This is a genomic window from Streptomyces yongxingensis (genome assembly GCF_055597465.1).
In genome coordinates, this window is record NZ_CM145717.1 from 8,769,389 (window position 1) to 8,792,046 (window position 22,658).

Sequence of the window (22,658 nt, forward strand, 5' to 3'; positions counted from 1 at the left end):
GCCGGATCGCCTGCTGCTCCACCCCATCGAGAACCTGATGCTTGCCGGCCCGCCACCAACGCGACCGCCGCCCGCAGCCGAAGCGCTCCTGCGCCGACAGGAGACAACTTGCCTGTATTCCCCACCAGTTCACCCACACTGGGATCAACGACCCAGAACACTTACCGCTGCGGATCAATAGGTTCGGGCGTATAGGGTTGCCGACATCAACGGTGCCCCTCGTCGATGGACGACGACTTACCTCTCCACGGCACCCTCACGTTAGGTTGGCAGCGACATGAATGCCTCGCACTCGGCCATGGAGTTGAAGTCACCCGGGCGGCGCGACGAAACGTCTATCCCATTTCGTTCCCTCGCCGAGGCAGTACAGACCAGGGCATTATGCGAACCCGATGGGCTGGTCTTCGAGTTCATGCACGACGGCGAGCGGGTGGATGAGCGGACCACGTTCCGCGACCTGGACCGCGCGGCCCGTGATCGGGCCGCGTTCCTGACCCGGGCCGGGCTGGCGGAGCAGGTCGTGGTACTCGCCTACCCGTACGAGCCGGAGTTCATCCGCGGCTTCGCGGCCTGCCTCTACGCCGGGGTCGTGGGTGGTCCCGTCAAATTCCCGCAGAGCAGGCACGACGTCGACCGGCTACTTCTGGTGGCCGAGGCTGCGGGCACCACCACCGTCCTGACGTCTCGGGCGGCGCACGAGCAGTTACTCAAGCTCTCCGCCGCCGAGCAACTGCGCGGTCTCACCTTCATTGAGACCGACTCGGTCGACGAGGGAGCCGGCGACGGCTGGACGCCACCGGTCATCGACGAGGAACACCTCGCGCTGCTGCAATTCACCTCCGGATCGACCGGCCGCCCCAAAGGCGTGATGGTGTCGCATCGTAACCTGCTGCGATTCTCGGACGAATTGATTGCCGTCATGCAACCTGAAAAGGGTGGCGGAATCGCTTCCTGGGTTCCATTCTTCCACGACCTCGGACTCGTGCTGAGCGTCGTCATGCCTTTCACGCTGGACGCGCCGGCCTATCTCATGCCGCCCGAGGCGTTCATCCGGCGCCCGCGGCGGTTACTGGAGGTCATTACTCGTTACCGTGCGGCATACACGGTGGGCCCGAATTTCAGTTACGAGTTGATGATACGAACCGTCAAAGATATCGACGGTCTGGACCTGTCCAGCCTGCGTTTGGCCCTCAATGGTGCCGAACCAGTCCGGCTCAGCACCGTGCGGCGCTTCGCCGAGACCTTCGAACCTGCGGGATTCCGCCCCGAGGCGGCCTATCCGGGATACGGCCTGGCCGAGGCCACACTCTTCGCGACCGCCGCGCGCCCCAGCTTCCTGCCCCCGACGAGGTGGCTCTCCGGAGCCGACCTGCTGGCGGGAAAGGTGGTACACGTCGATCCACAGGCGCCTGGCGCCGTCAGCTCCGTCGGCTGCGGGTCGCCGCAACCGACCACCGACGTGCGCATCGTGGATCCGGTCAGCAGGCGGCTGCTCGGAGCGGACGAGATCGGCGAAATCTGGATCAATGGACCCTGCGTGGCGCAGGGCTATTGGAACCGGCCGGACGAGACGCGCGAGACGTTCCATGCCGTCATCGACGGGCATGAGGAGCGCGGGCAATACCTGCGGACCGGCGACCTGGGCTTCCTCCACGAAGGACAGCTGCATGTGACCGGGCGGGCGAAGGACCTCATCATCATCCGGGGAGAGAATCACTATCCCCAGGACCTCGAATACCTCGTCGAGATGATGCACCCCTCGCTGACCAGCGGTTGCGCCGCCGCGTTCTCGGTAGAGCACGAGGACGAAGAGAAGCTGGTACTCATGGTCGAGGTGGGCGGGCCGGTGCTGCGGGATCCGGGCGCCGGGCCCTTCGCCGAGCAAGTCCGGGACGCGGTCTGGGCGGCGCACCAGATCTCGGTGCACGACGTGGTCGTACTCCGCCGGGGGACGCTGGCGAAGACGTCGAGCGGGAAGATCCAGCGCCGCGAGTGCCGTGGACGCTATTCCGAGGGCACGTATGACAAAGTCACCCTGGCGGCCCTGCGTCAGTCGGCCACGACCGCTGCCGCCGAGCAGCCCAGCTTGGAACCCTCGATCCCGGCGGAGCTGCTGAAGCCCGCTCTCCGCATGGTTTTGGCACGCGTCGTGGGTACCGCGGCGGACAGTATCAGCGACGACCAGCCCTTCTCGCACTACAACCTCGACTCGGTGGGCGCACAGCAGCTGGCCCAGGCGGCGGAGGCAATAGTCGGCCGGCCGGTGGCGGTCTCGGTGATCCTCAACCACCCCACTGTGGACAAGCTGGCGACGGCCATCTCCCGGGCGGAGCCCGAAGCATGACCGGCGATGCCGGAGAGCACGACATCGCGGTCGTGGCCATGGCCTGCCGGTTCCCGGGCGGTGTCGCAAGCCCCGACGACCTGTGGCGGCTCTGCCAGGAGGGGACCGACGCCGTGGGCGACGTGCCCGCATCCCGGTGGAACACCGCCGAGCTGTACTCGCCGGATCCCGGGCAACCGGGCAAGATCGCGACGCGCTGGGCGGGCGTGCTCGACCAGATCGACGGATTCGACGCCGACTACTTCGGTATCACGCCGCACGAGGCCGAACAGATCGACCCGCAGCAACGTCTTCTGCTGGAGACGGCGCACGAGGCGCTGGAGCACGCCGGGCTGTTCCGGCACAGCCCCCGGCTGGCCCGCGGCGCGGTCTTCGTCGGCGTCAGCGGCAGCGACTACGGCAGGATGGTCGGCCGGGACCTCGATCGAGTCGACGCACACTTCGCCACGGGTCAGGCCGCCTCGATCGTGGCCAACCGGCTCTCGTACCTGTTCGGCATGAGCGGCCCCAGCATGGCCGTCGACACCGCGTGCTCGTCCTCCCTGGTCGCGGTTCACCTCGCGGTCCGCAGCCTGCGAACGGGCGAGAGCGATGTCGCGATCGCCGCGGGCGTCAACCTCGTACTCGCGGCCGACATGTGGGTTTCGGTCTCCAAGGCCGGCATGATGTCGCCAACCGGCCGGTGCCGCACCTTCGGGAGAGACGCCGACGGATACGTGCGCAGCGACGGCTGCGGCGTCCTGGTGCTCAAGACGATGGCCGGTGCGGAACGGGACGGCGACGAGATCGTCGGCATCATCCGCGGCACCGCCGTCAACCAGGACGGCAGCGGCAGCAACGGGCTGACGGCGCCGAGCGGACCGGCCCAGGAGGCGGTCATCCGGCAGGCGCTCGCCGACGCCGGTGTCGACCCGGCCGAGGTGGGCTACGTCGAGGCGCACGGTACGGGCACCCCACTCGGCGATCCCATCGAGATCGGCGCGCTGGCCGCCACATACGGCCGGCCGTCGGATGACGCGGGCCACTGCCTCGTCGGCTCAGTGAAGTCGAACCTGGGGCATGCCGAGGCGGCGGCCGGGATGGCGGGGCTCATCCGGCTGCTGTTGTGCCTCCGCGAGCAGCGGGTGCCCCGTACGTTGCACGCCGAGGAGTTGAACCCGCTCCTTCCCCTGGCGGGCACTCGGCTCGTCATCGCCCAGGAGCCGCACCGCTGGGAGCCGGCCGGCCGCCGGATCGGCGCCGTCAGCTCGTTCGGCTTCGGCGGTACCAACGCGCACGTGATCGTCGAGGAAGGACGCCCGGCCGGGCCGGCCGGCCCTGCGACCCGCCCGGCCCGGTATCTCCTCCCGTTGTCGGCCCGGACCGACGAAAGGCTGAGCCGGGTGGTGGAGCGCTACCTGCACTCGGTCGACGAGTTGGCAGGCTCACCCGGTCGCGTGCACGACCTGTGTTACAGCGCGGCGGCCCGGCGGCAGCATCACCCGGTGCGCGCCGCGTTCCTGGCGGCCGACCCGGGAGACCTCCGGAATCAGCTGGCGACGTTCACCGGCACGCCGTACGCGGGAAACCGCAAGTCGCCCTGGCGCGACACCGTTTTCGTCTTCTCCGGCCAGGGCCAGGACTTATCCGGCGGCTTTCCGGCACTCTACGACGAGCCAGTGGCCGTCGAGCAGCTCGACCGGTGCGCCCTGGTGTTCGACACGGCGTTGGGCATCTCCCTGAACGGCTTGCTGAGGAACGGGCCGGAGCCGGGTTCCGCCGTCCTGAACCGGACCGATGTGGCGCAGGCGGCCCTCTTTGCCGTTCAGACCGCGTTGGCCCGGTTGTGGCAGTCCTTCGGGATCAAGCCGGCCGCGGTGGTGGGGCACAGCGCCGGTGAGGCCGCCGCCGCGCACGTCGCCGGGTTGCTGGACTTCGACGCGGCCACGGCCCTGGTCCTGGCGCGCGGCGGCGCCATGCAGAAGGACCCGGCCCCCGGGAGCATGATCGCGGTGGCCGCCGCGCCCGAGGACCTTGCTCCCTACCTCACCGAGGGATCCGGCGACGTGGTGGTGGCCGTCGAGAACGGCCCACGCAGCGTTGTCGTCTCGGGCCCGTCCGACGCGGTGGAGCGCTTGACCGGCGCGCTGACGGCAGACGACCATCACGTACGCTCGGTGCACGACTCCTTCGCGTTCCATAGTCCGGCCATGGCCGGCGCGGCTGCGGCGTTCGCGCGCAGCGGCACCGGAATGGCGACGGGAGCCGGCGGCGTACCCTTCTTCTCCTCCATCGTCGGCGGCATGCTGCCGACGGCTCGGCTCGACACGGCCCACTGGGCGGCAGGCATCGCGGGTCCCGTGCGTTTCCGCCAGGCCGTCGAGTCCGCCGCCGGCTGGGGGCTGGTGAACTTTCTGGAGATCGGTTTGCACCCGACTCTGCGGGCGCCGGTCAGCGCCACCCTCGCGGAGGCCGACGTCGTACACGGGGCATATCCGCCGGACGAGCCCGCTTCGGGCCCGCGCGGCGTGGTCGCGCAGCTCTACCAGCGCGGCGCCGACCTGGACTGGGATGCCGTCTGCGGCGGCGGGACGTTCTTCCCCGGCACCCCCACTTACCCGTTCCACCACCAACGGTTCTGGGCGCTGCCTGACGCCGGTGCCGTATCGGACGCCACACTATCGGGCGGGAGACAGCTCATGGCTGTAGGTCACGACTGGGCGCACAACGCGATTCTCGAACGGGTCAGCGAGGCCCTGAAATATCCCCGGGAGTCCGTCTCCGCTGAGTCGCGCTTTCTCGAACTGGGTGCCGACAGCATCCTGCTGCTTCGCCTGGTGACCGTCCTCAACGAGCAGTACGGCACGTCGTTCAGCGCCGCTGACCTGTTCGAGAAGTACGCCACCGTCGGCGACCTCGCGGCAGCGCTCGCCGAGACGGCGTCTCAGCCGCCCCGCGCCGTGCCGGAGCCGGAGCCGGAGGCTCAGCCGCACATCGAGCTTCCGGCCGTGGCCCCGCTCCCCTCGGACAATTCACTGGTCGGCACCGTCATCCGTGATCAGCTGGAGGTCATGCGGCAGCAGCTCGCACTGCTCTCAGACCCGCGAGCAACAGCCCCGGGAACGCGACGAGAAGTCCCGGGCCCGCAGGCCGCCGCCGTCGCGGCCCGGGAGCGGAACGGACCGCGAGAAGCATCCCGGCCCCGCCACAGCTACAGTGCCGTTCCGGCAGGCAGCACGTTGAGCCGGCCGCAGCAGGACCACATCAACGAGATGGCGCGTCGGCTCGAGAAGCGCAGCCCTCGGTCGAAGCAACTCGCCGGCCAGTACCGCCGGCACCTGGTGGAGAGCCGCACATGGACGAATTTCCGTCCCGAGCTCAAGGAACTCAACTTCCCCATTGTCGTCGACCGGGCCCGGGGCGCCCGCTTCCTGGATCCGGACGGCACCGAGTACCTGGACTTCTGTCTCGGCTTCGGCACCCACTTCCTCGGTCACAACCCGCCGTACGTCGAGGATGCCGTCGCCCGGCAGGTGCGCCGGTCGCTCTCCCTCGGCCCGCAGCAGGAAGTCAGCTACCGGGTGGCCGAGCAGTTCTGCCGCCTGACGGGTCATGACCGGGTCAGCTTCACCAACACCGGGTCGGAAGCCGTCATGGGCGCTGTCCGTCTCGCCCGTTTGTCCACTGGGCGGCGGCAGGTCGTGTACTTCGAGAAGTCATACCACGGGGTCACCGACGGCATGCTCGGCCGGGGCAGCGGGGAGGCCGGGGTCGTGGTGCCCATCTCGCCCGGCATCTCCACGGGAGCGCTGGGGGACGTCGTGATCCTGCCGTACGACGACGACAGTTCGCTGGAGTACATCGCAGCGCACGCGCAGGACATCGCGGCCGTCCTGGTCGAGCCGGTCCAGGCGCGCAATCCCGTGGTCCAGCCGGTGGAGTTCCTGCGTCGCCTGCGTCACCTCACCGAGACGATCGGAACCGTCCTCATCTTCGATGAGATGATCACCGGCTTCCGGGCAGGCATCCGTGGTGTGCAAGGCATCTTCGGGGTCAAGCCCGACCTCGCGACGTACGGCAAGGTCCTGGGCGGTGGTCTCGGGATCGCGGCGATCGCCGGGCGGGAGTCCATCATGGACGGTTTCGACGGCGGCAACTGGACATACGGCGACGACAGTGCCCCCTACGCCGAGACAACCCTCTTCGGGGGGACTTTCCAGAAACACCCGCTGGCCATGGTCGCCGCGGAGGCGGTGCTGACCCACCTCGAGAGCGAGGGCGAGGCGCTCTACCGCACCGTGAACGATCGAGCCGGCCGGCTCACGGCGGCCGCGCAGGACCTGTTCAACCGCCGCGGTCTGCCCTACTCCGTGGTCTCCTTTGGTTCGCTCTGGCGTTTCCAGTACGGCGGCATGTCCAACCTCTATCAGCCGCTGGCCCTTGAAATGCTTTACCACAGCCTCCTCGCCGAGGGACTCTACGTCTGGGAGGGCAGGACCTTCTTCCTCTCCACGGAGCACACCGACAGCGATGTGGAACTCTTCCTCGAAGCCGTCGACCGGAACCTCGACGCCCTGGCCCGGGCGGATTTCTTCCCGGTGGGCAGCACGGGCCGCCCGGACTCGGCGGCTTCGGCGCCCGCACGCCTGCCGATGTCGGCCCAGCAGAAGGAGCTGTGGCAGGTCTGCCAGAACCTGGGCAAGCGATCGGTGGCCTACAACGAGACCTTCGCCCTGGAATTCCGCGGGCCGATCGACACGCCGCGGCTGGTCGAGGCCGTCGCGGCAGTGCGGGAGCGGCACCCGGCCCTGCGCTCGGTCCCCTCGCCCGACGGCACCGAGCTGATCGTCGGGGACGCCACGGCGGCGACTGTCCACACCACGGTGACCGGCGACGCGGAAATCAGCAAGGAGATCGACGCCCTCGCCCGGCTCCCCTTCGACCTCGGGCGGGACCAACTGTTCCGTACGCTGCTGCTGAGCCGGCCGCATGACCGGCACGTCCTGGTCGTCTCGGGCCACCACCTGGCACTCGATGGGACCTCCATCGCAACGGTGATCGCCGATGTGGCGGCGGCGTACAACGGTGAGCCGTGGCGCGGCGACGCCGTGCGCCCCGAGCCCGGTCACGACTCCCGGACGGCGGACGGCGACATCGCCCACTGGCGGGAACGGCTGCGGCACGCCCCGTCCCCGGTCTGGCAGACCCGTGCCGCCGGGTCGGAGCCGGTCCGGCGTACGTACCAGCTCGCGCGCGACGAATGGGAGGACTTCACCGCGCGCTGCCCCGGCCTGCGGTGCACGCCCTTCGTGGCCGCCTTCGGCGCGTTCACCGCGGCGTTGCACGAGGTGTCCGGGCGTGACGACCTCATCGTGGCCGTCCCGGTCGACCAGCGCGCAAGTGAGCAGGAGGCGTCCTGGGTCGGACACCTCGTCAACTACGTGCCGGTTCGCAGCACCGGCCCAGCGGGAGACCTCGAAACTCATCTCGACCGCTCGCGCAGGGACCTGACCGAGGATCTCCGCCATGCCGTCACCCCGCTGGACGTGGTGCTGGAGGCATTGCGGGCGGAGGGAGCGGTCGCGGACATCTGGCAGACCCGCGCCAGGCTCACTTCTGTCTGCTTCAACCTCAATCCCACCCTGCCGGAGCCGCGACTGGGCACGTCCACCGGAACCTTCTTCGTCCCGGATGTCCCGGAAGCGAAATACGACCTGTTCTTCGACATCATCCCCACGGGACGCGACGTACGCGTCGACATCATTCACCGTGGTGAGGTCCCCACGACGGACGTGGACCAACTGTGGGAACGCTGGCGCGAGAACGTAGGACAGGGCCTTACCGGTGAGGAGATTCCATGCACCGATGCCGGGACGAAGACGGACCGGAGCAGCCGCCGATGAGTGTCCTCTCCGAGCTGTGCTTCGAGCGGTTCGCCGAGCAGGCGGGCGCGCGCCCGGACGCCGTCGCCGTCATCCACTCCGACGACGTTCTGACCTACGGCGATCTGGACCGCAGGAGCGCACAACTCGCCCGGCACCTGCGCGGGCAGGGCGTCCGTACAGGGCAGCTGGTCGGACTCAGCATGCGCCGGACGGCCGACCTGCTGGTGGGGATCCTGGGAATCATGCGGGCCGGGGCGGCTTACGTTCCGTTGGATCCCGTATACCCGCCGACGCGACTCTCGCACATGACCGAGGATGCCGGCCTCACCCACCTGGTGTGCGCGGACGGCACGGGCGCCGCGGACGGTTTCCCCGGTCTCGTCGTCGACCTGGTCCGCGACGCGGCGGCCCTGAAGGCTCTGTCCGACGACCCGCCGCCCACCGGCGTAGACGGCACCGGGCTTGCGTGCGTCATCCACGCATTCGGCTCGACCGGCACGCCCAAGAGCGTAAGGATCGAGCACCGGAACCTGACCCGGCTCTTCGACTCAACCGCGCGATGGCTGGAGCTCAGCGAACGCGACGTCTGGACCCTTTTCCACACGTACGCGTCCGACTTCTCCGTCTGGGAGATCTGGGGCGCCCTGATGCATGGCGGCCGACTCGTCGTCGTGCCCTCCGAAACGAGCCGCGTTACCCCGGAGTTTCACCGGCTGTTGCGGGACACGGGTGTCACCGTCCTCAGCCAGACCCCGTCCGCGTTCGCCGAGCTGATCGAGGTCGATGCGGCCGAAGATCCCCTGAACACCCTGCGTCTCGTCGTCATCGGCCAGCAGGCGCCGGATATGAGCTCGCTGCGAGCGTGGTCCCTCCGGTATGGCGGGAACCAGCCGCGACTGGTCACCACGGACCTGCACCTGCTTCGGACCGACACCGAAGGCATGGACGCCGACGCAACGGATTCCGCGTATCTGTCCGAGGTGGAGCGCTGGCTCTGCGGTGTCTGGTCCGAGGTTCTCGGCCGCGACCGGATCGGCGTGGACGACAACTTCTGGGCGCTGGGCGGCGACTCCATTCAGAGCCTCCGGATCGTCGCGCGGTCCCGCGACGAGGGGTACGAGTTCACCGTCGCCGACCTCCTGCGCGCACAGACCGTCCGGCAGCTCGCGCCGTTGGTCCTGGTCCCCACGGAGCAGACCGGCGCGGACGCGCCGCGGGATCCGGACACCGGCTTCGACGACATTGACCTGTCCGCGCTGCCGGACGATGTCGTGGACGCCTATCCCATGACTTCCTTGCAGCTCGGCATGGTCTACGAGAGCCGCCTGACCGCGGATGCCGTCGGCCAGGGCGGCCAGCTTTATCACAACGTGTCCAGCTACCGGCTCCACGCGGCCTTCTCGGAGACAGCCTGGCGCGACACGATCGCCTCATTGCTGGAACGCCATGAGATCTTGCGTACGTCGTTCGAGACCGACTGTTACGACACGCCTCTCCAACTCGTCCACCGCGCGGTACCCCTGCCGGTCAGCACGGAGGATCTGCGCGACCTGAGCGATAAGGACCATGTGCTCGCGACCAACGCCCGCTTCACTGCCGAACTCGCCCGGCCGTTCGACCCCCGGCTCCCGCCGCTGATCCGCTTCCACCTTCAGCGGCTGACTGACGACGTCTTCCAGCTGTTCGTGATCGCGCATCACGCCGTGCTCGACGGCTGGAGCGAGCGCTCGATGACCGCCGAGCTCCTGAATCGGTACCTCGTGGCGGCGTCAGGTGGGGAGGCGCGGTTCGAGGCGCCGCCGCGATCGAGGTTTCGCACCTATGTCACCGCCGAGCTGGCGGCGCTGCGTGACTCGGCACACCACGAGTTCTGGCAGGCCGAGCTGGCGGGGGCGGAAGCCACCAGGCTTCCCCGATGGCCCGGCGCCGCAGACCCGGCCGCGATGGGATTCCGAGAGACCGCCGTCCCGGACGCGTTGTCGCAGGAGCTGCTCTTCCTCGCCGACATGCTCGGGGTGCCGCTCCGGATTCTGTTGCTGGCGGCCCACGTCCGGGTGCTCGGCGTCCTGAGTGGCAGCGACGACATACTGACCGGGGTCGTCTACAACGGCAGGGTCGAGGAGACCGAGGGCGACGCCGTCCTCGGTGTCTTCCTCAACACCTTGCCGGTGCGTGCCCGTCTCGGGGAGGGCTCGTGGGAAGACCTGATCGAGCAGATCGCCGGCATCGACATGCGCATCCAGGATCACCGACGGTTCCCGATGGCCGTCATCCAGCAGTCGCTGGGCATCGGTCCCATGTTCGAGAGCTTCTTCAACTACACCAACTTCCCCGTGCTCGGCGCCGACGATCAGCTCGCGGGCATGGAGATCCTCGACGAGCGATGGGTGGCGAACACGGACTTCGCCCTCGGGGTGGATTTCTCGCTGGACGAGTCCCGGGAGACGCTGATGATGGGGCTGCGGCACGGGCCCGAGTTTCCCGGCGAGCAGGTCGAGCGGATCGCGGATTACTACCTCGCCGCGCTGCGGGCGATGGCTTACCACCCCGGGTCCTCGTTCCGCGACACTTCACTGCTCCCCGAGCGCGAACGCGCCGACCTCGCACGCTGGAACGACACCCGCCGCGACTACCCTGGCGACCACGTCCTGCACCACCTCATCGACCAGCAGGTGCGTCGCTCGCCCCACGCCGAGGCAGTACGTGCCGGCGACGAGACTCTGACGTACCGCGAACTCGACAGCGCGGCCGGCAGGCTCGCCTCCCGGCTGCGCTCGCTCGGCGCGGGCCGGGGTCGGTTCGTAGGCGTACACCTCGACCGGTCGGCGGAGCTGATGATCGCGCTGCTGGCCGTCCTGAAAAGCGGCGCGGCCTACGTCCCCATCTCCCGCGACGACCCCGACCAGCGAGTACGGGCCCTGCTGGAGGAGGCCGGCCCGGCCGTGGTGCTGACCACCCCGGACGCGGCACAGATATTCGCCGGCACATCCGTCACGGTGGCGTACGTGGACCAGGCACCCGAAGCGGAAGCCGGGACTGACGGCTGCGTGCCGGGCGATCCCGCGTACATGATCTTCACCTCCGGCTCCACCGGGCAGCCCAAGGGCGTGGTGGTCTCGCACCGGGCGATCGTCAACCGCCTGCTCTGGATGCAGGACGAATATCCGCTCCAGCCCGGTGAGCGGGTGTTGCAGAAGACCCCGACCACGTTCGACGTGTCGGTCTGGGAGCTGTTCTGGCCACTCCTCAACGGCGGGGTCGTCGTGCTGGCCGAGCCCGGCCGCCACCGGGACCCGGCATACCTGCTGGACGTCCTCGGCCGGGAACGCATCAGCGTCGTGCACTTCGTCCCCTCGATGCTGCGCGCGTTCCTCGACCATGCGGAAGGCGAGGATCTGCCAGACCTGGCACCCGTCACGCGGGTCTTCTCCAGTGGCGAGGCGCTTCCCCGCGATCTGCACGACCGCGTGCTGAGCCGGTGGCGGACCGGTCTGGTCAACCTGTACGGGCCCACCGAGGCTGCGGTGGACGTGACGTGGTGGCCTTGCTCCGAGCCGGGCGACGGCCCGGTGCCCATCGGGTACCCGATCGCGAACATCCGGTCCTACGTCCTTGACGAGCGGATGGCCCTCGTCCCGGTCGGTGTGACAGGCGAGCTCCACCTGGCCGGCGTCGGGCTGGCCGAGGGGTACCACGGCCGCCCCGGCCTCACCGCCGAGCGGTTCCCGGTGTGGACGGATCCCGACGGCCACGAGGTCCGCCTCTACCGGACCGGCGACCTCGTGTGCAGGCGGCCCGACGGTGCCCTGGAATACCGGGGACGTCAGGACTCCCAGGTCAAGATCCGCGGCATGCGTATCGAGCTGGGCGAGATCGAGCAGGTTCTCAGTGCCCACGAGGCCGTCCGCGAATGCGCCGCACTCCTGGAGGACGAGACCCTGGTCGCCTACGTCGTACCGGCCGGTGCCAACGAGCCGGACGCCGATACCCTACGTTCGCACCTCCTGCCATTGCTGCCGGAATACATGATCCCCTCGGTCTGGCGTTCCCTTCCGGAGATGCCCCTCACCCCCAGCGGAAAGACCGATCGCAAACGGCTGACCGCGTTCGGCCGGGAATTCGGCGGCCGCGCCAAAGACCACGTCGCGCCCCGCGACGATGCGGAGGAGCGCGTGGCACTCATCTGGACGAGGCTGTTTCCCGGACGGCCCATCGGGGTCCATGACGACTTCTTCGAACTGGGCGGCCACTCCCTGCTCGCGCTGCGACTCGTTGGGCAGATCCGCACGCGGCTGGGCGTGGACCTGCCGTTGCCGATGGTGCTGGAAGCGCGGACGATCGCCCAGCAGGCCGCGATCCTCAGCGGGACGACCGCCCAACCGGAGCGGATCGGCGCGGTGGTGCCGATGCGCCCCGGCGGCGACGGCACTCCTCTGTTCCTCGTGCATCCCGTAGGCGGCGACCTGGTCTGTTACCGACCCCTCCTGGAGGAGCTCTCCACCGGTTACCCGGTGTACGGATTCGCGGCCGACCCTTCGCGGGCCGCCGATGACTACTCGCCCACCGTCGCGGAGATCGCCGAGCGGTACCTGGCAGACCTGCGACAGGCGCAGCCCAAGGGCCCCTACCGGCTGCTCGGCTGGTCCTTCGGCGGCGCTGTGGCCCACACGATGGCGGCCGAGCTGGAATCCGCTGGTGACGAGGTGGAGCTGCTGGTCGTGGTCGACAGCGGCGTACCGGAGGGTGATCCTTCCCGGCCGGCCGAAGAGAGGCTGCTCCGGGATGCCTTCGAGCACGACCTGCTGGGAAGCACCGGCGAGGACGCCGCCGGCCTTCTCGCTGATGTCGGCTCCGACCGGCTGGAACGTCAGTTCCAGCTCTTCCGGGCCCACCTGAGCGCCTTCGAACGCTGGTCGCCGTCGTCCTACTCCGGCCCGATCACGTACGTCCACAGCGCAGACGAGGACGGACACCGCCGGACGGCGTGGTGGCGGGACCTTACGGGCGGGGACTTGGCGACCCGGGCCATTCCTGCCGACCACTACGAGATGATGCGGAAGCCGTACGTAACTCGCCTCGCGGAGTCGGTGCCGGACCGGCTCGGGGTGGGGAGCTCCGGTCCGGGTGCTGAAGGAGAACGACAGTGACAGCCGTCGGCGTGACCCAGCGACTGGCCTCGGAGTCCCAACGACGGCTCTGGATCGCGGAGCAATTGCCGGGCAGCGGTGGGGCGTACAACGTTCCGATCGGTCTGCGCCTGGTCGGCGCGCTCGACACCGCGGCGCTACGCGAAGCCATCAGGTGTCTCGTGTCCCGGCACGAGTCGTTGCGCACCTCGCTGGGTCTGGGACGGGACGGGAAGGTACGCCGGACCGTGCACCGGCCGGAGGAGTTCGCCGTCGAGGAGAAGGACTTCACCGGCGACGCGGAGCGCGCGCGTGCGTACGCCGAGGAGTACGCGTGGCGCGCGTTCGACCTCACGGCGGAGGTCTTCCGTGCCGCGCTGCTGCGGATCGACGACAAGGAGCACCTCCTGATCTGCGTCGGCCACCATGTGGTCTTCGACGACTGGGCGGTCGCAGTGCTCCTGCGTGAGCTGGAGGTCGCATACGCCGCGGCAACGCGCGGCGTGGATCCGCTGCGAATACTGCCGCCGCTGCCGTACGACTACGGTGACCTGATCCGGGACGAGCAACGCGCGCTACGGCAGGGCGCATGGGACGAACAATTCCGCTACTGGCGGGAGCGGCTCACCGGCGCCGACTGGCACGAGCTTCCCGGCGATCGCCCGGCGCCGCCGGATCGGTCGGCGCGGGCCGGGCGACACCTCTTCGCTCTCCCCGAAAGCCTCACGACCCGCCTGACGGAATACGGACGCGCGCGGGGAGCGAGCCGGTTCATGACGCTGATGGCCGGCTTCCACCAGCTGCTGCGGTCCTGGTCGGGCCGCAGCGACATCACGGTCGGCACGATCGTCTCGGGGCGGACCACACCGGAGCGGGAGGCTCTGGTGACCTCCATGGTCAACACGCTCGCCATCCGGTCGGCCGCAGCGCCCGGCGCTGACTTTCCCGACCTGCTGGACGAGGTACGCACCAGCGTTCTGGGCGCGTTCGCCAATCAAGATGTCTCCTTCGACGACATCGCCGCCCGGCTGCGCGCGGAGGACGGTGACGCACGCCCAAAGCTGCGCGCTGGGCTGGAGCTCCAAAATCGCATCATGGATGTCTCCGCCGTCCACGGCGGCGCCGGGAGCCTTCCCCGGTTGACGGGCCTGCGCACATCGGCCGTGACGTTCGATCGCGTAACCACCCGCCACGACATCGAGTTCACTCTCGGGACGACAGCGTCCGGGCTGACCGGGAGGATCACATACTCCCTGGACCTGTTCGATGCGAGCACAGTGGAGGCCCTGGCCGACGAGTACGTGTCGATCCTCGCCCGCCTGACCCCGCCGACGATCAGTAAGCGGCCTGAGTGAACTCCTCGTATTCCAGCCGGATTTCGCTGTCCGACCTGCGAGTTCCACTGGTTGGCCGGAGTGTGGCGGTGCTCTTGCCGAAAACCTCATCCGTCCTGGTGGGAGGAGGTGCGCGCCGTGTACGGTGTGGGGCTCGAATAATCGTCGCTCCTGGTCAAGCGGCATAGCTGTACTCGTTGATCACGCCGCCGAGGATGCGGGTACGCATGACTCGTCGGCTGGTGGGTTTCAGGACCGGAGGTGGTTGTTGGTGGGCCTGGGGAGGTAGTTGGCGTCGGGCTCGGTGGGGGCGGTGTGCGTTGTAGTGCCTCTGGTATTCGGCCAGGACATGGCGGGCGTGAGCTTCGTCGAGGATGAGTATGTGGTCGAGGGCTTCTCGGCGGAGGGTGCCGATCACTCGTTCGCAGTGGGCGTTGGCTTTCGGCGCGCGGACCGGCGTCTTGATGATCTCGATGTCCTCGGCTTGGAATACGGCGTCGAAGGCGTCGGTGTACTCGCTGTCGTGGTCTCGGATGAGGAAGCGCGGTGAGTCCATGCGTATGCCGAGGTCGGTGGCGAGGTTGCGGGCTTGCTGGGTGGTCCAGGCCGCGGTCGGGTGCGGGCGCCAGCCTGTGCGTGTTCTGCACGCTTTACCCAGCGGTCGATCTCCTGGTGCTGGGACGCGGTGACGTACTTGCCCGCCTTGGCCGCCCGCGAAGTCGGCGGCGGCGCCCGCGATCCTGTCCTCGTCCTCGGTCCGGTCGTGCACGGCGGTCGCGTTGGCGCGGGCCAGCAGTTCTCGGGCCAGCTGGGCATTCATCTCGGCGATCCTCAATGCGTACGACGGGCCACTGCCGCCCGACGGCGACTGACTCTGCGTCAGCGAGCCCTGGGACGGCAGACCGGGTGTCCGCCGTTTCCCTAGCCCGGTGCGGCTGTCACACTCCGGCGCTATTTCCGACGGGGTTTGTCAGCCTGCCCGAGCTTTTCGTCTGACCTGTACGCCGTCGGCGATCTTCAAGCGTCCTGCCGTGTTCGGTGCTTTCGTCAGGATCGCGGCGGATGGCGGGAGCCTGCCGGGCGTCCGGGTCCGGGGATGCTGGGCTTGATGCACCGGCGGCCTCGCGGCGCGTGCACGGTCACGTCCACACCGGCGAGGCGGACAAGGGCGCCGATCAGGTCGGAACACCAGGTCAGTGACCACGGCCTACTTCAACATGTTCCCGGGGTGCACCCGGTTACAGGACGCGCAGCTTCCGACGGCAGCTGTCCGCAGGCCGCCAGTCCGCTACCGGGCCTCCTGGCAGCTACCCGGACCGGACTCCCATCGGCAGGCGACAACGAGCTTACGACCAAAGATCACTTACAACATCAGGACCTCCAGTCTGCTGGGCGCGCGAAAGCCCGAGGCTAGTCGGATTGAGCGCCATCGGCGTCCGTCCCGCTGCGCCGGGCTATGAGTTCATCCTCGATTCGCCGGAGCGTGGCATTGACGATCTCGATGGTGGCGGGGTCGTCGATGATGCCCCGGAGGGTCCGGTCCCAGTTGTCGCGGAGGATCTGGTGATTCTGGTGGGCCTTTTCGGTGGGGTACAGGCGCACGCCTCGGGCGTTGCGGTCGTCCACGACGCGATCCACGAGCCCCCTCTTCTCCAGGCCGCGCAGTACCCGGCTGAAGTTGCTCGACGGAAGCAGGGTCGCCTCCGACGCGGCTCGCGCGGACGTGCCGGGGTGGTGGTGGATGAACCGCATGACGCTGATCTCGATCGGCGTGCACGGCTCGAAGGCGGGGTCCGCCGGGGGCCGAAGCTGCCGCGCCACGGCGAAGACCAGGTCGGCCAGCTCGTGGAGACTGGCGGCTTTGACGTCGCTCATGCCACGAGGATACATTCCTATTGCTTGATAGCTGTCAATTGATAGCATTGAATGGCGGACGGCCCCCGCGCCTCGAAGGCCGTGGCGCTGCTCGAAGGCCGTGGCGCTGCTCAGGCAATCCACCGACTCATGGATGAGGAATCCCCTATGGACATCAGCGGAGCCGTAGTGCTCGTGACCGGAGCGTCGTCAGGCATCGGAGGGGCCACCGCACGCGCCGCCTCCCGCGCCGGTGCGCGCGTGGTGCTCCTCGCTCGCCGCGAGGAACGCATCCGACAGCTCGCCAAGGAACTCGGCGAGTCCGTGGCCCTGGCCGTGCCCTGCGATGTGACGGACCGGGTCCAGGTCGCGGCGGCCGTAGAAGCCGCGATCGAGAAGTTCGGGCGGATCGACGTCCTGGTGAACAACGCGGGCCAGGGGCTGCAGGCGACCGTCGACGCCATCGACCCCGAGGACTTCCGGGCCGTCCTCGAACTCAACCTCCTCGCACCCCTGACCGCGACGCAGGCCGTCCTTCCGCAGATGCGCAAGCAGGGAGCCGGGGCCATCGTGAACGTGGGCTCCGGGATCATCTGGTCGTCGCTGCCCGGATCCGGCGCATACTCCGCCTCCAAGGCCGCCCTCGCCAAGCTCTCGGCTATCGCCCGCGTCGAGCTCGCCGACGACAACATCGCCGTGTCGATGATGTTCCCGTCGATCACCGAGACCGAGTTCGTCAGGACGGTTCGCGGCGACGTCGCAGGCGCGCTGAAAATGGAGGGCTCCAGCGGCTTGGTACCCCAGTCGCCCGAGGGCGCCGCCGACACAATCCTCGATCTGATCAGGAGCGGCGCCGAGCAGGCCGACCTCGTCCCGGAGGAGTACGGCGGCACGCTCAAAAGCTGAGCCACCGAAAACTGAAAATACCCCGACGCACGTCATGAGGCCGGGCGGGCAACGCCTTCCGCTGCTGTCGACGAAGCACCGGCGGCAGCGGTGGAAGGACACGCACCACCCGGTCCGTTATCGAGGAAGAGACACGGCACATGGAGATAGGCGTAGGGCTGCCGGGTCATGTCACCGGAGTCGAGGAGCGTACGTTGGTGACGTGGGCGCGGCGGGCCGAGGAGCGGGGATTCGCCTCGCTGATCGCCAGCGACCGCCTGGCCTGGTCCACTCCGGAACCCCTGATCACCCTGGCCGCGGCAGCCGGGGCCACCGAACGCATCCGGTTGGTCACCAGCGTGCTGCTGGCCCCGCTGCACACCAACCCCGCATTGTTCGCCAAGGCCGCGGCGACCTTGGACCGGATCGCGGGCGCCGGACGGCTGCATCTCGGTCTCGCTCCCGGAGCCCGCGAAGACGACTACCGGGCGAGCCACCTGGACTTCAGTACTCGAGGGCGTGCCCTGGACACACTGGTGGAACGCGTCACCGCCATCTGGCGGGGTGAAGAGGAGGTGGGTCCGGCCCCGGTCACCCCCGGAGGGCCGCCACTGTGGTTCGGCGGCGCATCACAGGCGACGCTGCGGCGTATCGCCTCCCACGGCACCGGATGGATCGCCGGAACCGGCGGAGACATCGACGAGTTCATCACATTCGCCACCCGCCTCCACAGCCGCTGGAAGGAGGCCGGCAGGCAAGGACGTCCGCGCACCAGGGCCACGGCGATGTTCGCCCTCGGCGGCCACGCACACCGATCCCTCGCCCGCGCCGTCAACGACTACTACGCCTTCGCCGGCCCCGACTACGTCCGGACCGTCATCGACACAGCGGCCACCACCGCCGACGTGATCCACGCAACCGTCACCGCCCACGAAGCAGCCGGACTCGACGAACTCGTCTTCGTGGGCAACGACACCGACCCCAAGCAGATCGACCTGCTCGCCGACATCCTCGGGGACAAACTCACCTCCCCGAACAGCGCAACCAGGGCGCCGGACCGCGCACATTGAAGGAACCAAGATGCCGAACGAGTTGAACCACTTCATCGTCCACTGCCGTAACCGGCGAGAGTCCGCTGCGTTCCTGGCCGACCTGATGGCCGCCCCCGCCCCCTTCGACTACGGCCGGTTCACGCAGGTCAACACATCAAACAACGTCGGCATCGACTTCGCCGACGACTTGGTCCCCGCCGACCGCATCAACGAAAGCCACATCGCATTCCTCGTAACCGACGAAGAGTTCGACGCGATCCTGGCCCGCCTCAAGAAGAACTCCGTCCCCTTCTGGCCGAACCCGGTCAAGATCCGCGAAGGCGAGATCAACCACCTATTCGGCGGGCGCGGCCTGTACACACTCGACCCCGGCGGCACGGTCCTGGCCGAGTTCATCACCACGCCCTACAGCTAAGCTTGTCCTACCTTCCAAGCGTGGGTCTGAGCTGGTCCTTCGTAAGATCGGCGGACCCAGGGGTTCCGGGTATGGCTGTGAGCTTGTCGCCGTTGGATGGCTCAAAGAACTTGGCCGCCCGGAGCCCCGCGACGACTCGACCGCCAATGGGGGATACGCGACTCGATCGCTGTGCAGGACAACGTCGGCGAGGTCGTCTGCGGGATCGAGGTGTGATGACGAGCTGGCGGAGGTGACCCGTGCCCCAGATCTGGGCTGGAGTGGACATCGGCAAGGAACACCATCACTGCGTGGTTTGGTCAACGACCGGACCCGCCAGACCAACCGGCTGAGGGCACAACTGCTGGAGTTCTTCCCCGCATTGGAGCACATGCTGAACCTGAGCAAGAAGGGTCCAATCATGCTGCTGACCGGCTACCAAGCGCCGGCCTCGATCCGTCGCAGCGGAGCCAGGCGCATCGGAACCTGGCTGAAGAACCGCAAGGTGAGGAACGCGGCGGCGCTCGCCGAGAACGAGGGGAAAGGGCTCAAGCAAGCCCTGCTCGCTCTGGCCCGTCGACGAGCCAACGTCTTGTGGGCCATGCTCCGAGACGGAGAGTGCTACACGGTTCTACCAACCGTAACGACAGCGGCTTGACATCGTCATTGGGAAGTTCTTTATCTACCAAGATCTTCCGGGCTTGCCGATGGCCTTGAGAGTCTCGGGGCGTTTGACGGTCTTGCCGACGGCGTAGCGGGGTGCCCGGTGTGTGTTCTTGACTCCGGGTGGCCTCCCGGTGAGCGCCTACCTCGTCGACGCGGTGGCGACGGTAGGCAACGACCAGGGCGACGAGCGCGCCGGCCCCGGCGACCACTCCGAAGGAGAGCTTCACCAGGTCGAAAAGCGTCTTCGCGTCGAGCTTGGCGGTGCTGTCGATCCCCCGGAAGCCCAGAAGGACCGCCAAACCGTAGAAGACACCGCTCGCGACCACGACCGCAGCAACGAAGGTGACGGCCAAGGCCCGGCCGACCCTCCACAGTCGCAGCTCCTAATAGCGCCCGCAGCATCCCGAATGTGGTTGGCAGTAGTCACCCGATCTCCTCGGTTCGCTGACTTTCGTTACGCGAGTACTGCTGCCCAAGCGTCGTTGCAGTCACTGTGTGTGCTGGGGGGCGTCACAGACCTGTTGACCGGACTATGGGAGGACACGCCGGGCGGGAGCGCATCCCCGCTCGGGCGTCGACGGCTTCTACGACTGGGAGGTGGCATCGGATCGCGGCTTTGCCAGGATGCGCCGGTTCCCGCCCGGAGCCGGCCGCGTGGTCAGCGCAGTGCGGGGCGTGTGCGGCGTGCGGTGTGTGCGGGCCGCCCGACTGCGGCGTACCAGACCAGGGCCGCACATATGAAGGCCGTCGCCGCGGAGACCAGTGACCTTGTGAGGGTGTCGTTCCGTGCGCCGGAAACGAGGGCGATGGCCAATGCCACCGTCAAGGTGATGACGGGCAGCGCACGGGTGCTCCGCGTGGCGCCTGGCGCGGCGGCCGGCGGCAGCAGCCAGGTTGCGAGGCCGTAACAGGCACAGGCCAACAGTGTGGCCCCCAGCACTTCGCTGGGCCGGTGGCCGCCCATGGTCGCGCTGGCGGCGGCGATGCAGGCGAGCCACAGCACACCGGCCGTGGCGACGTAGGGGCGGATGCGGGGGGAAACCACGAGGACGGCGGCGAGAGTCAGCGCGGCGGGGATGGCGGTGTGCCCGCTGGGGAAACCCTGATCAAGGAGATTCTCGGGCGCGCCCACCAGATCGGGGCGGGGCAGGGTCGATTTGAGCACCTCCTTGCCTCCGGTCGTGAGAATGACGACGCCGAGCGCCGCGCACCCCGGCCACCAGCACCGCCGCACCAGGGTGAGGATCACGATGACGGCCAGGCCCACCATCAGGGTGGGCTTGGCGCTCAATTCCATCGGCGGCAGGGGCGTCGAGCCGTAGGCCGCTCCTGACAGGGGGTAGATCCATGCTTCTTCGCCACCCTGTTTGCCGAGACCAAACAGGGCGTTCTCAGCTCGTTGCCCCCACGGGGTGCAGATGGCGAGCAGGTAGACCGTCAGGAACCCCAGGGTGTACAGCAGAGCCGGCATCCACGGCCGTGTCGTACGCGACGGGCTGGGGTCGGCGGGGGCCTGCCTTGAGCCCCCCGGACGGTGCGCGGGCAGGGCCGGAGAATCGTGCTGAGTCATCGCTCTGTTTCTTCCGTTGAGGGGGGTTGGGTCACGCACGTCTTGTGGCACGACGTGGGCCGCCGGGCTCGGCCGGCCCACCGGGGGTCCGCTCCTATTCGGGGAGTGCCTGCCCCTGTCGGCGCTGGGCGGTGATCGCCAGGGCGGGGAGGGGCGCGATCAGCAGGAGGAGAACGACCAGGTCCGGAAAGGACTGCATGAACGCGTCCGGCTGGACGACGATCGCCTGCGTGCGGACGATCGCGACCGCCGCGACGGGGATCAGCCACCGGTGGTCGCCGGTGGCTGCCGTCGCAACCCACGCGCCGAGCAGCGCGGTGACTTCGAGGACGAACAAGCCGCGCTGGAAAGCCGGACTGACGGAGATGATGTGCAGGCCACCGGCCATGAACATGGCGAGCACGACAGGGGCCAGCCAGCGGTAGGAGTGGCGTCGCAGGCGGCTGGGACGGCAGAGCGCCAGCACGGCGCACGCGGCGCACAGTGTCCCCGAGAGCACCAGGTCACGGGCCGTCAGCGGGGCGCCCAACCCGTAGTAGCTCAAGCCCGCCTTGCCCTCGCTGCCGAAGAGGGCGCGGCCGTGGGGCGTGGCACCGGCCCAGATCATGGCTGCCGCGGCCGGCAGCGCGATCCACGCTCTGCCACGCAGCAGAGCGATCAGGCAGCCCAGCGGGAGCAGCCCGTAGGGCAGTAGCCGTATCCGCGTGGGACCTCCGGCCCACGGATACCAGCCGGAGAAGTGGAAGGCGATGGCGTGCTGTCCGGGGTCGATGTGCAGTGCCCAGTGCCACACGTCCTGTAGGTACGGAACCAGCGCCAGCGCGGCGAGGGCCAGGGCGGCCAGATGGATGCCGTCCAGCCACCACGGACGAGCCGCGTCGTCGACGACGGCACGGGCGCGGGCCTGCACCCCGGCACACGCCAAGGCGGCAACTTCCCGCGGCGGGGGCCAGGCACGGCCGGGATACGCCTCGGCCAGGCAGGCCAGCAACTCCTCTCCCTGCCGGGAACGGTAGGACTTGGGATAGGCCGCAAGCAGTAAACGGTTCATGCCGGGGCCGCTCCGGCATCTCGCGAGCGTCCGATGACGACAGCCGCCGCCTGCTGCATCCGCAGCGCCTCCCGGGCGAGCGTCTCGGCGCCGTCCTCGGTGAGCCGGTAGTAGCGCCGCGCCCGCCCGTCCACGATCTCCTCATGGCCGGCGGCCAACAGCCCGGCCCGCTCCAACCGCTCCAGCGCGCCGTAGAGAGTGCCGACAGCGATCCGGAGCCGCCCGTCGGTGGCCCGCTCGGCAGCCTTGATGATGCCGTAACCGTGCAACGGTCCATCCATGAGCGCAGCAAGGATGAAGTACTGCGGTTCCGTCAAGGACGGGTTCTGGCGTGTCATGCGTCGAATATATATCGAGCTACGAAGTATATCTGCTAGCCCTGGGTGATCATCGGCAGCGCCTCCACGCCCGCGGCGAGCGTCACCCTCTCCCGGCCGGCGGGCGCGACGGCGGTCTCCTCGACGCCCCCGCGCGGCGTTGACGGATGCCCACCGCGACCTGGTCCGGGAGGCATGTCA

13 protein-coding genes and 2 pseudogenes are annotated in these 22,658 nt (G+C 68.6%); 8 read left to right on the forward strand and 7 right to left on the reverse strand.

The genetic code is table 11. The features are described from left to right. Positions 1-277: 277 nt before the first annotated feature. Genes ACZ6TD_RS37605 through ACZ6TD_RS37620 form a run of 4 tightly spaced genes read left to right on the forward strand, consistent with a single transcriptional unit; the run spans position 278 to position 14,689 of the window. Positions 278-2,344 (forward strand): AMP-binding protein, encoded by a 2,067-nt coding sequence (locus ACZ6TD_RS37605; RefSeq protein WP_471345264.1) that lies wholly within the window; start codon positions 278-280, stop codon positions 2,342-2,344. After that, on the forward strand, positions 2,341-8,226 hold the full coding sequence (locus ACZ6TD_RS37610; RefSeq protein ID WP_471345266.1) for an aminotransferase class III-fold pyridoxal phosphate-dependent enzyme: 5,886 nt from the start codon (positions 2,341-2,343) through the stop codon (positions 8,224-8,226). The genes ACZ6TD_RS37605 and ACZ6TD_RS37610 overlap by 4 nt, the downstream gene beginning before the upstream one ends. After that, positions 8,181-13,355: an amino acid adenylation domain-containing protein gene (locus tag ACZ6TD_RS37615; RefSeq protein WP_471345268.1), complete on the forward strand. Its 5,175-nt coding sequence runs from the start codon at positions 8,181-8,183 to the stop codon at positions 13,353-13,355. Before ACZ6TD_RS37610 ends, ACZ6TD_RS37615 begins: the two co-directional genes overlap by 46 nt. Next, entirely contained in the window at positions 13,352-14,689 is a 1,338-nt protein-coding gene (locus ACZ6TD_RS37620; protein WP_471345270.1) for a condensation domain-containing protein, read from the forward strand. The genes ACZ6TD_RS37615 and ACZ6TD_RS37620 overlap by 4 nt, the downstream gene beginning before the upstream one ends. Before the next feature lie 154 nt (positions 14,690-14,843). On the opposite strand, the gene ACZ6TD_RS37625 is transcribed toward ACZ6TD_RS37620, so the two are convergent. After that, positions 14,844-15,488 (reverse strand): integrase core domain-containing protein, encoded by a 645-nt coding sequence (locus ACZ6TD_RS37625; protein ID WP_471345271.1) that lies wholly within the window; start codon positions 15,486-15,488, stop codon positions 14,844-14,846. 590 nt (positions 15,489-16,078) lie between these two features. Beyond that, entirely contained in the window at positions 16,079-16,543 is a 465-nt protein-coding gene (locus ACZ6TD_RS37630) for a MarR family winged helix-turn-helix transcriptional regulator (protein WP_471345273.1), read from the reverse strand. A gap of 147 nt (positions 16,544-16,690) precedes the next feature. On the opposite strand from ACZ6TD_RS37630, the gene ACZ6TD_RS37635 reads away from it, so the two are divergent. From ACZ6TD_RS37635 to ACZ6TD_RS37650, 4 genes and pseudogenes are all read left to right on the forward strand, one after another. Continuing rightward, positions 16,691-17,428, forward strand: coding sequence for an SDR family oxidoreductase (locus ACZ6TD_RS37635; RefSeq protein ID WP_471345275.1), 738 nt, complete (start codon positions 16,691-16,693; stop codon positions 17,426-17,428). Positions 17,429-17,568: 140 nt separating this feature from the next. Continuing rightward, positions 17,569-18,477 carry an LLM class flavin-dependent oxidoreductase gene (locus ACZ6TD_RS37640; RefSeq protein WP_471345277.1) on the forward strand — a complete coding sequence of 303 codons (909 nt, stop codon included), beginning with the start codon at positions 17,569-17,571 and terminating at the stop codon, positions 18,475-18,477. 10 nt (positions 18,478-18,487) lie between these two features. After that, positions 18,488-18,874, forward strand: coding sequence for a VOC family protein (locus ACZ6TD_RS37645; protein WP_020867395.1), 387 nt, complete (start codon positions 18,488-18,490; stop codon positions 18,872-18,874). A 514-nt stretch (positions 18,875-19,388) separates the two neighbouring features. Next, positions 19,389-19,511 (forward strand): annotated as a pseudogene (locus ACZ6TD_RS37650) (IS110 family transposase); the annotation flags it as partial. A gap of 124 nt (positions 19,512-19,635) precedes the next feature. Here ACZ6TD_RS37650 and ACZ6TD_RS37655 read toward each other — a convergent pair. The 5 genes and pseudogenes from ACZ6TD_RS37655 to ACZ6TD_RS37675 form a co-directional block, all read right to left on the reverse strand. Then, positions 19,636-19,899: pseudogene (locus ACZ6TD_RS37655) on the reverse strand (pentapeptide repeat-containing protein); the annotation flags it as partial. A gap of 278 nt (positions 19,900-20,177) precedes the next feature. Then, positions 20,178-20,990: a phosphatase PAP2 family protein gene (locus tag ACZ6TD_RS37660; RefSeq protein ID WP_471345279.1), complete on the reverse strand. Its 813-nt coding sequence runs from the start codon at positions 20,988-20,990 to the stop codon at positions 20,178-20,180. 193 nt (positions 20,991-21,183) lie between these two features. After that, positions 21,184-22,140, reverse strand: a complete 957-nt coding sequence (locus ACZ6TD_RS37665; RefSeq protein ID WP_471345281.1) for a hypothetical protein — start codon at positions 22,138-22,140, stop codon at positions 21,184-21,186. Next, the gene (locus ACZ6TD_RS37670) at positions 22,137-22,478 is read right to left on the reverse strand and encodes a PadR family transcriptional regulator (protein WP_471345283.1); all 342 of its coding nucleotides are present in this window, start codon (positions 22,476-22,478) and stop codon (positions 22,137-22,139) included. Before ACZ6TD_RS37670 ends, ACZ6TD_RS37665 begins: the two co-directional genes overlap by 4 nt. A 35-nt stretch (positions 22,479-22,513) precedes the next feature. Further along, positions 22,514-22,654 carry a hypothetical protein gene (locus ACZ6TD_RS37675; RefSeq protein WP_157856976.1) on the reverse strand — a complete coding sequence of 47 codons (141 nt, stop codon included), beginning with the start codon at positions 22,652-22,654 and terminating at the stop codon, positions 22,514-22,516. Between the last annotated feature and the right edge of the window lie 4 nt (positions 22,655-22,658).

Coding starts and splice junctions, on each gene's coding strand:
- ACZ6TD_RS37605 (WP_471345264.1), top strand. CDS start 278: ATGAATGCCTCGCACTCGGCCATGGAGTTGAAGTCACCCGGGCGGCGC.
- ACZ6TD_RS37610 (WP_471345266.1), top strand. CDS start 2,341: ATGACCGGCGATGCCGGAGAGCACGACATCGCGGTCGTGGCCATGGCC.
- ACZ6TD_RS37615 (WP_471345268.1), top strand. CDS start 8,181: ATGCACCGATGCCGGGACGAAGACGGACCGGAGCAGCCGCCGATGAGT.
- ACZ6TD_RS37625 (WP_471345271.1), bottom strand. CDS start 15,488: ATGAATGCCCAGCTGGCCCGAGAACTGCTGGCCCGCGCCAACGCGACC.
- ACZ6TD_RS37630 (WP_471345273.1), bottom strand. CDS start 16,543: ATGAGCGACGTCAAAGCCGCCAGTCTCCACGAGCTGGCCGACCTGGTC.
- ACZ6TD_RS37635 (WP_471345275.1), top strand. CDS start 16,691: ATGGACATCAGCGGAGCCGTAGTGCTCGTGACCGGAGCGTCGTCAGGC.
- ACZ6TD_RS37640 (WP_471345277.1), top strand. CDS start 17,569: ATGGAGATAGGCGTAGGGCTGCCGGGTCATGTCACCGGAGTCGAGGAG.
- ACZ6TD_RS37645 (WP_020867395.1), top strand. CDS start 18,488: ATGCCGAACGAGTTGAACCACTTCATCGTCCACTGCCGTAACCGGCGA.
- ACZ6TD_RS37660 (WP_471345279.1), bottom strand. CDS start 20,990: ATGCCGGCTCTGCTGTACACCCTGGGGTTCCTGACGGTCTACCTGCTC.
- ACZ6TD_RS37665 (WP_471345281.1), bottom strand. CDS start 22,140: ATGAACCGTTTACTGCTTGCGGCCTATCCCAAGTCCTACCGTTCCCGG.
- ACZ6TD_RS37670 (WP_471345283.1), bottom strand. CDS start 22,478: ATGACACGCCAGAACCCGTCCTTGACGGAACCGCAGTACTTCATCCTT.
- ACZ6TD_RS37675 (WP_157856976.1), bottom strand. CDS start 22,654: ATGCCTCCCGGACCAGGTCGCGGTGGGCATCCGTCAACGCCGCGCGGG.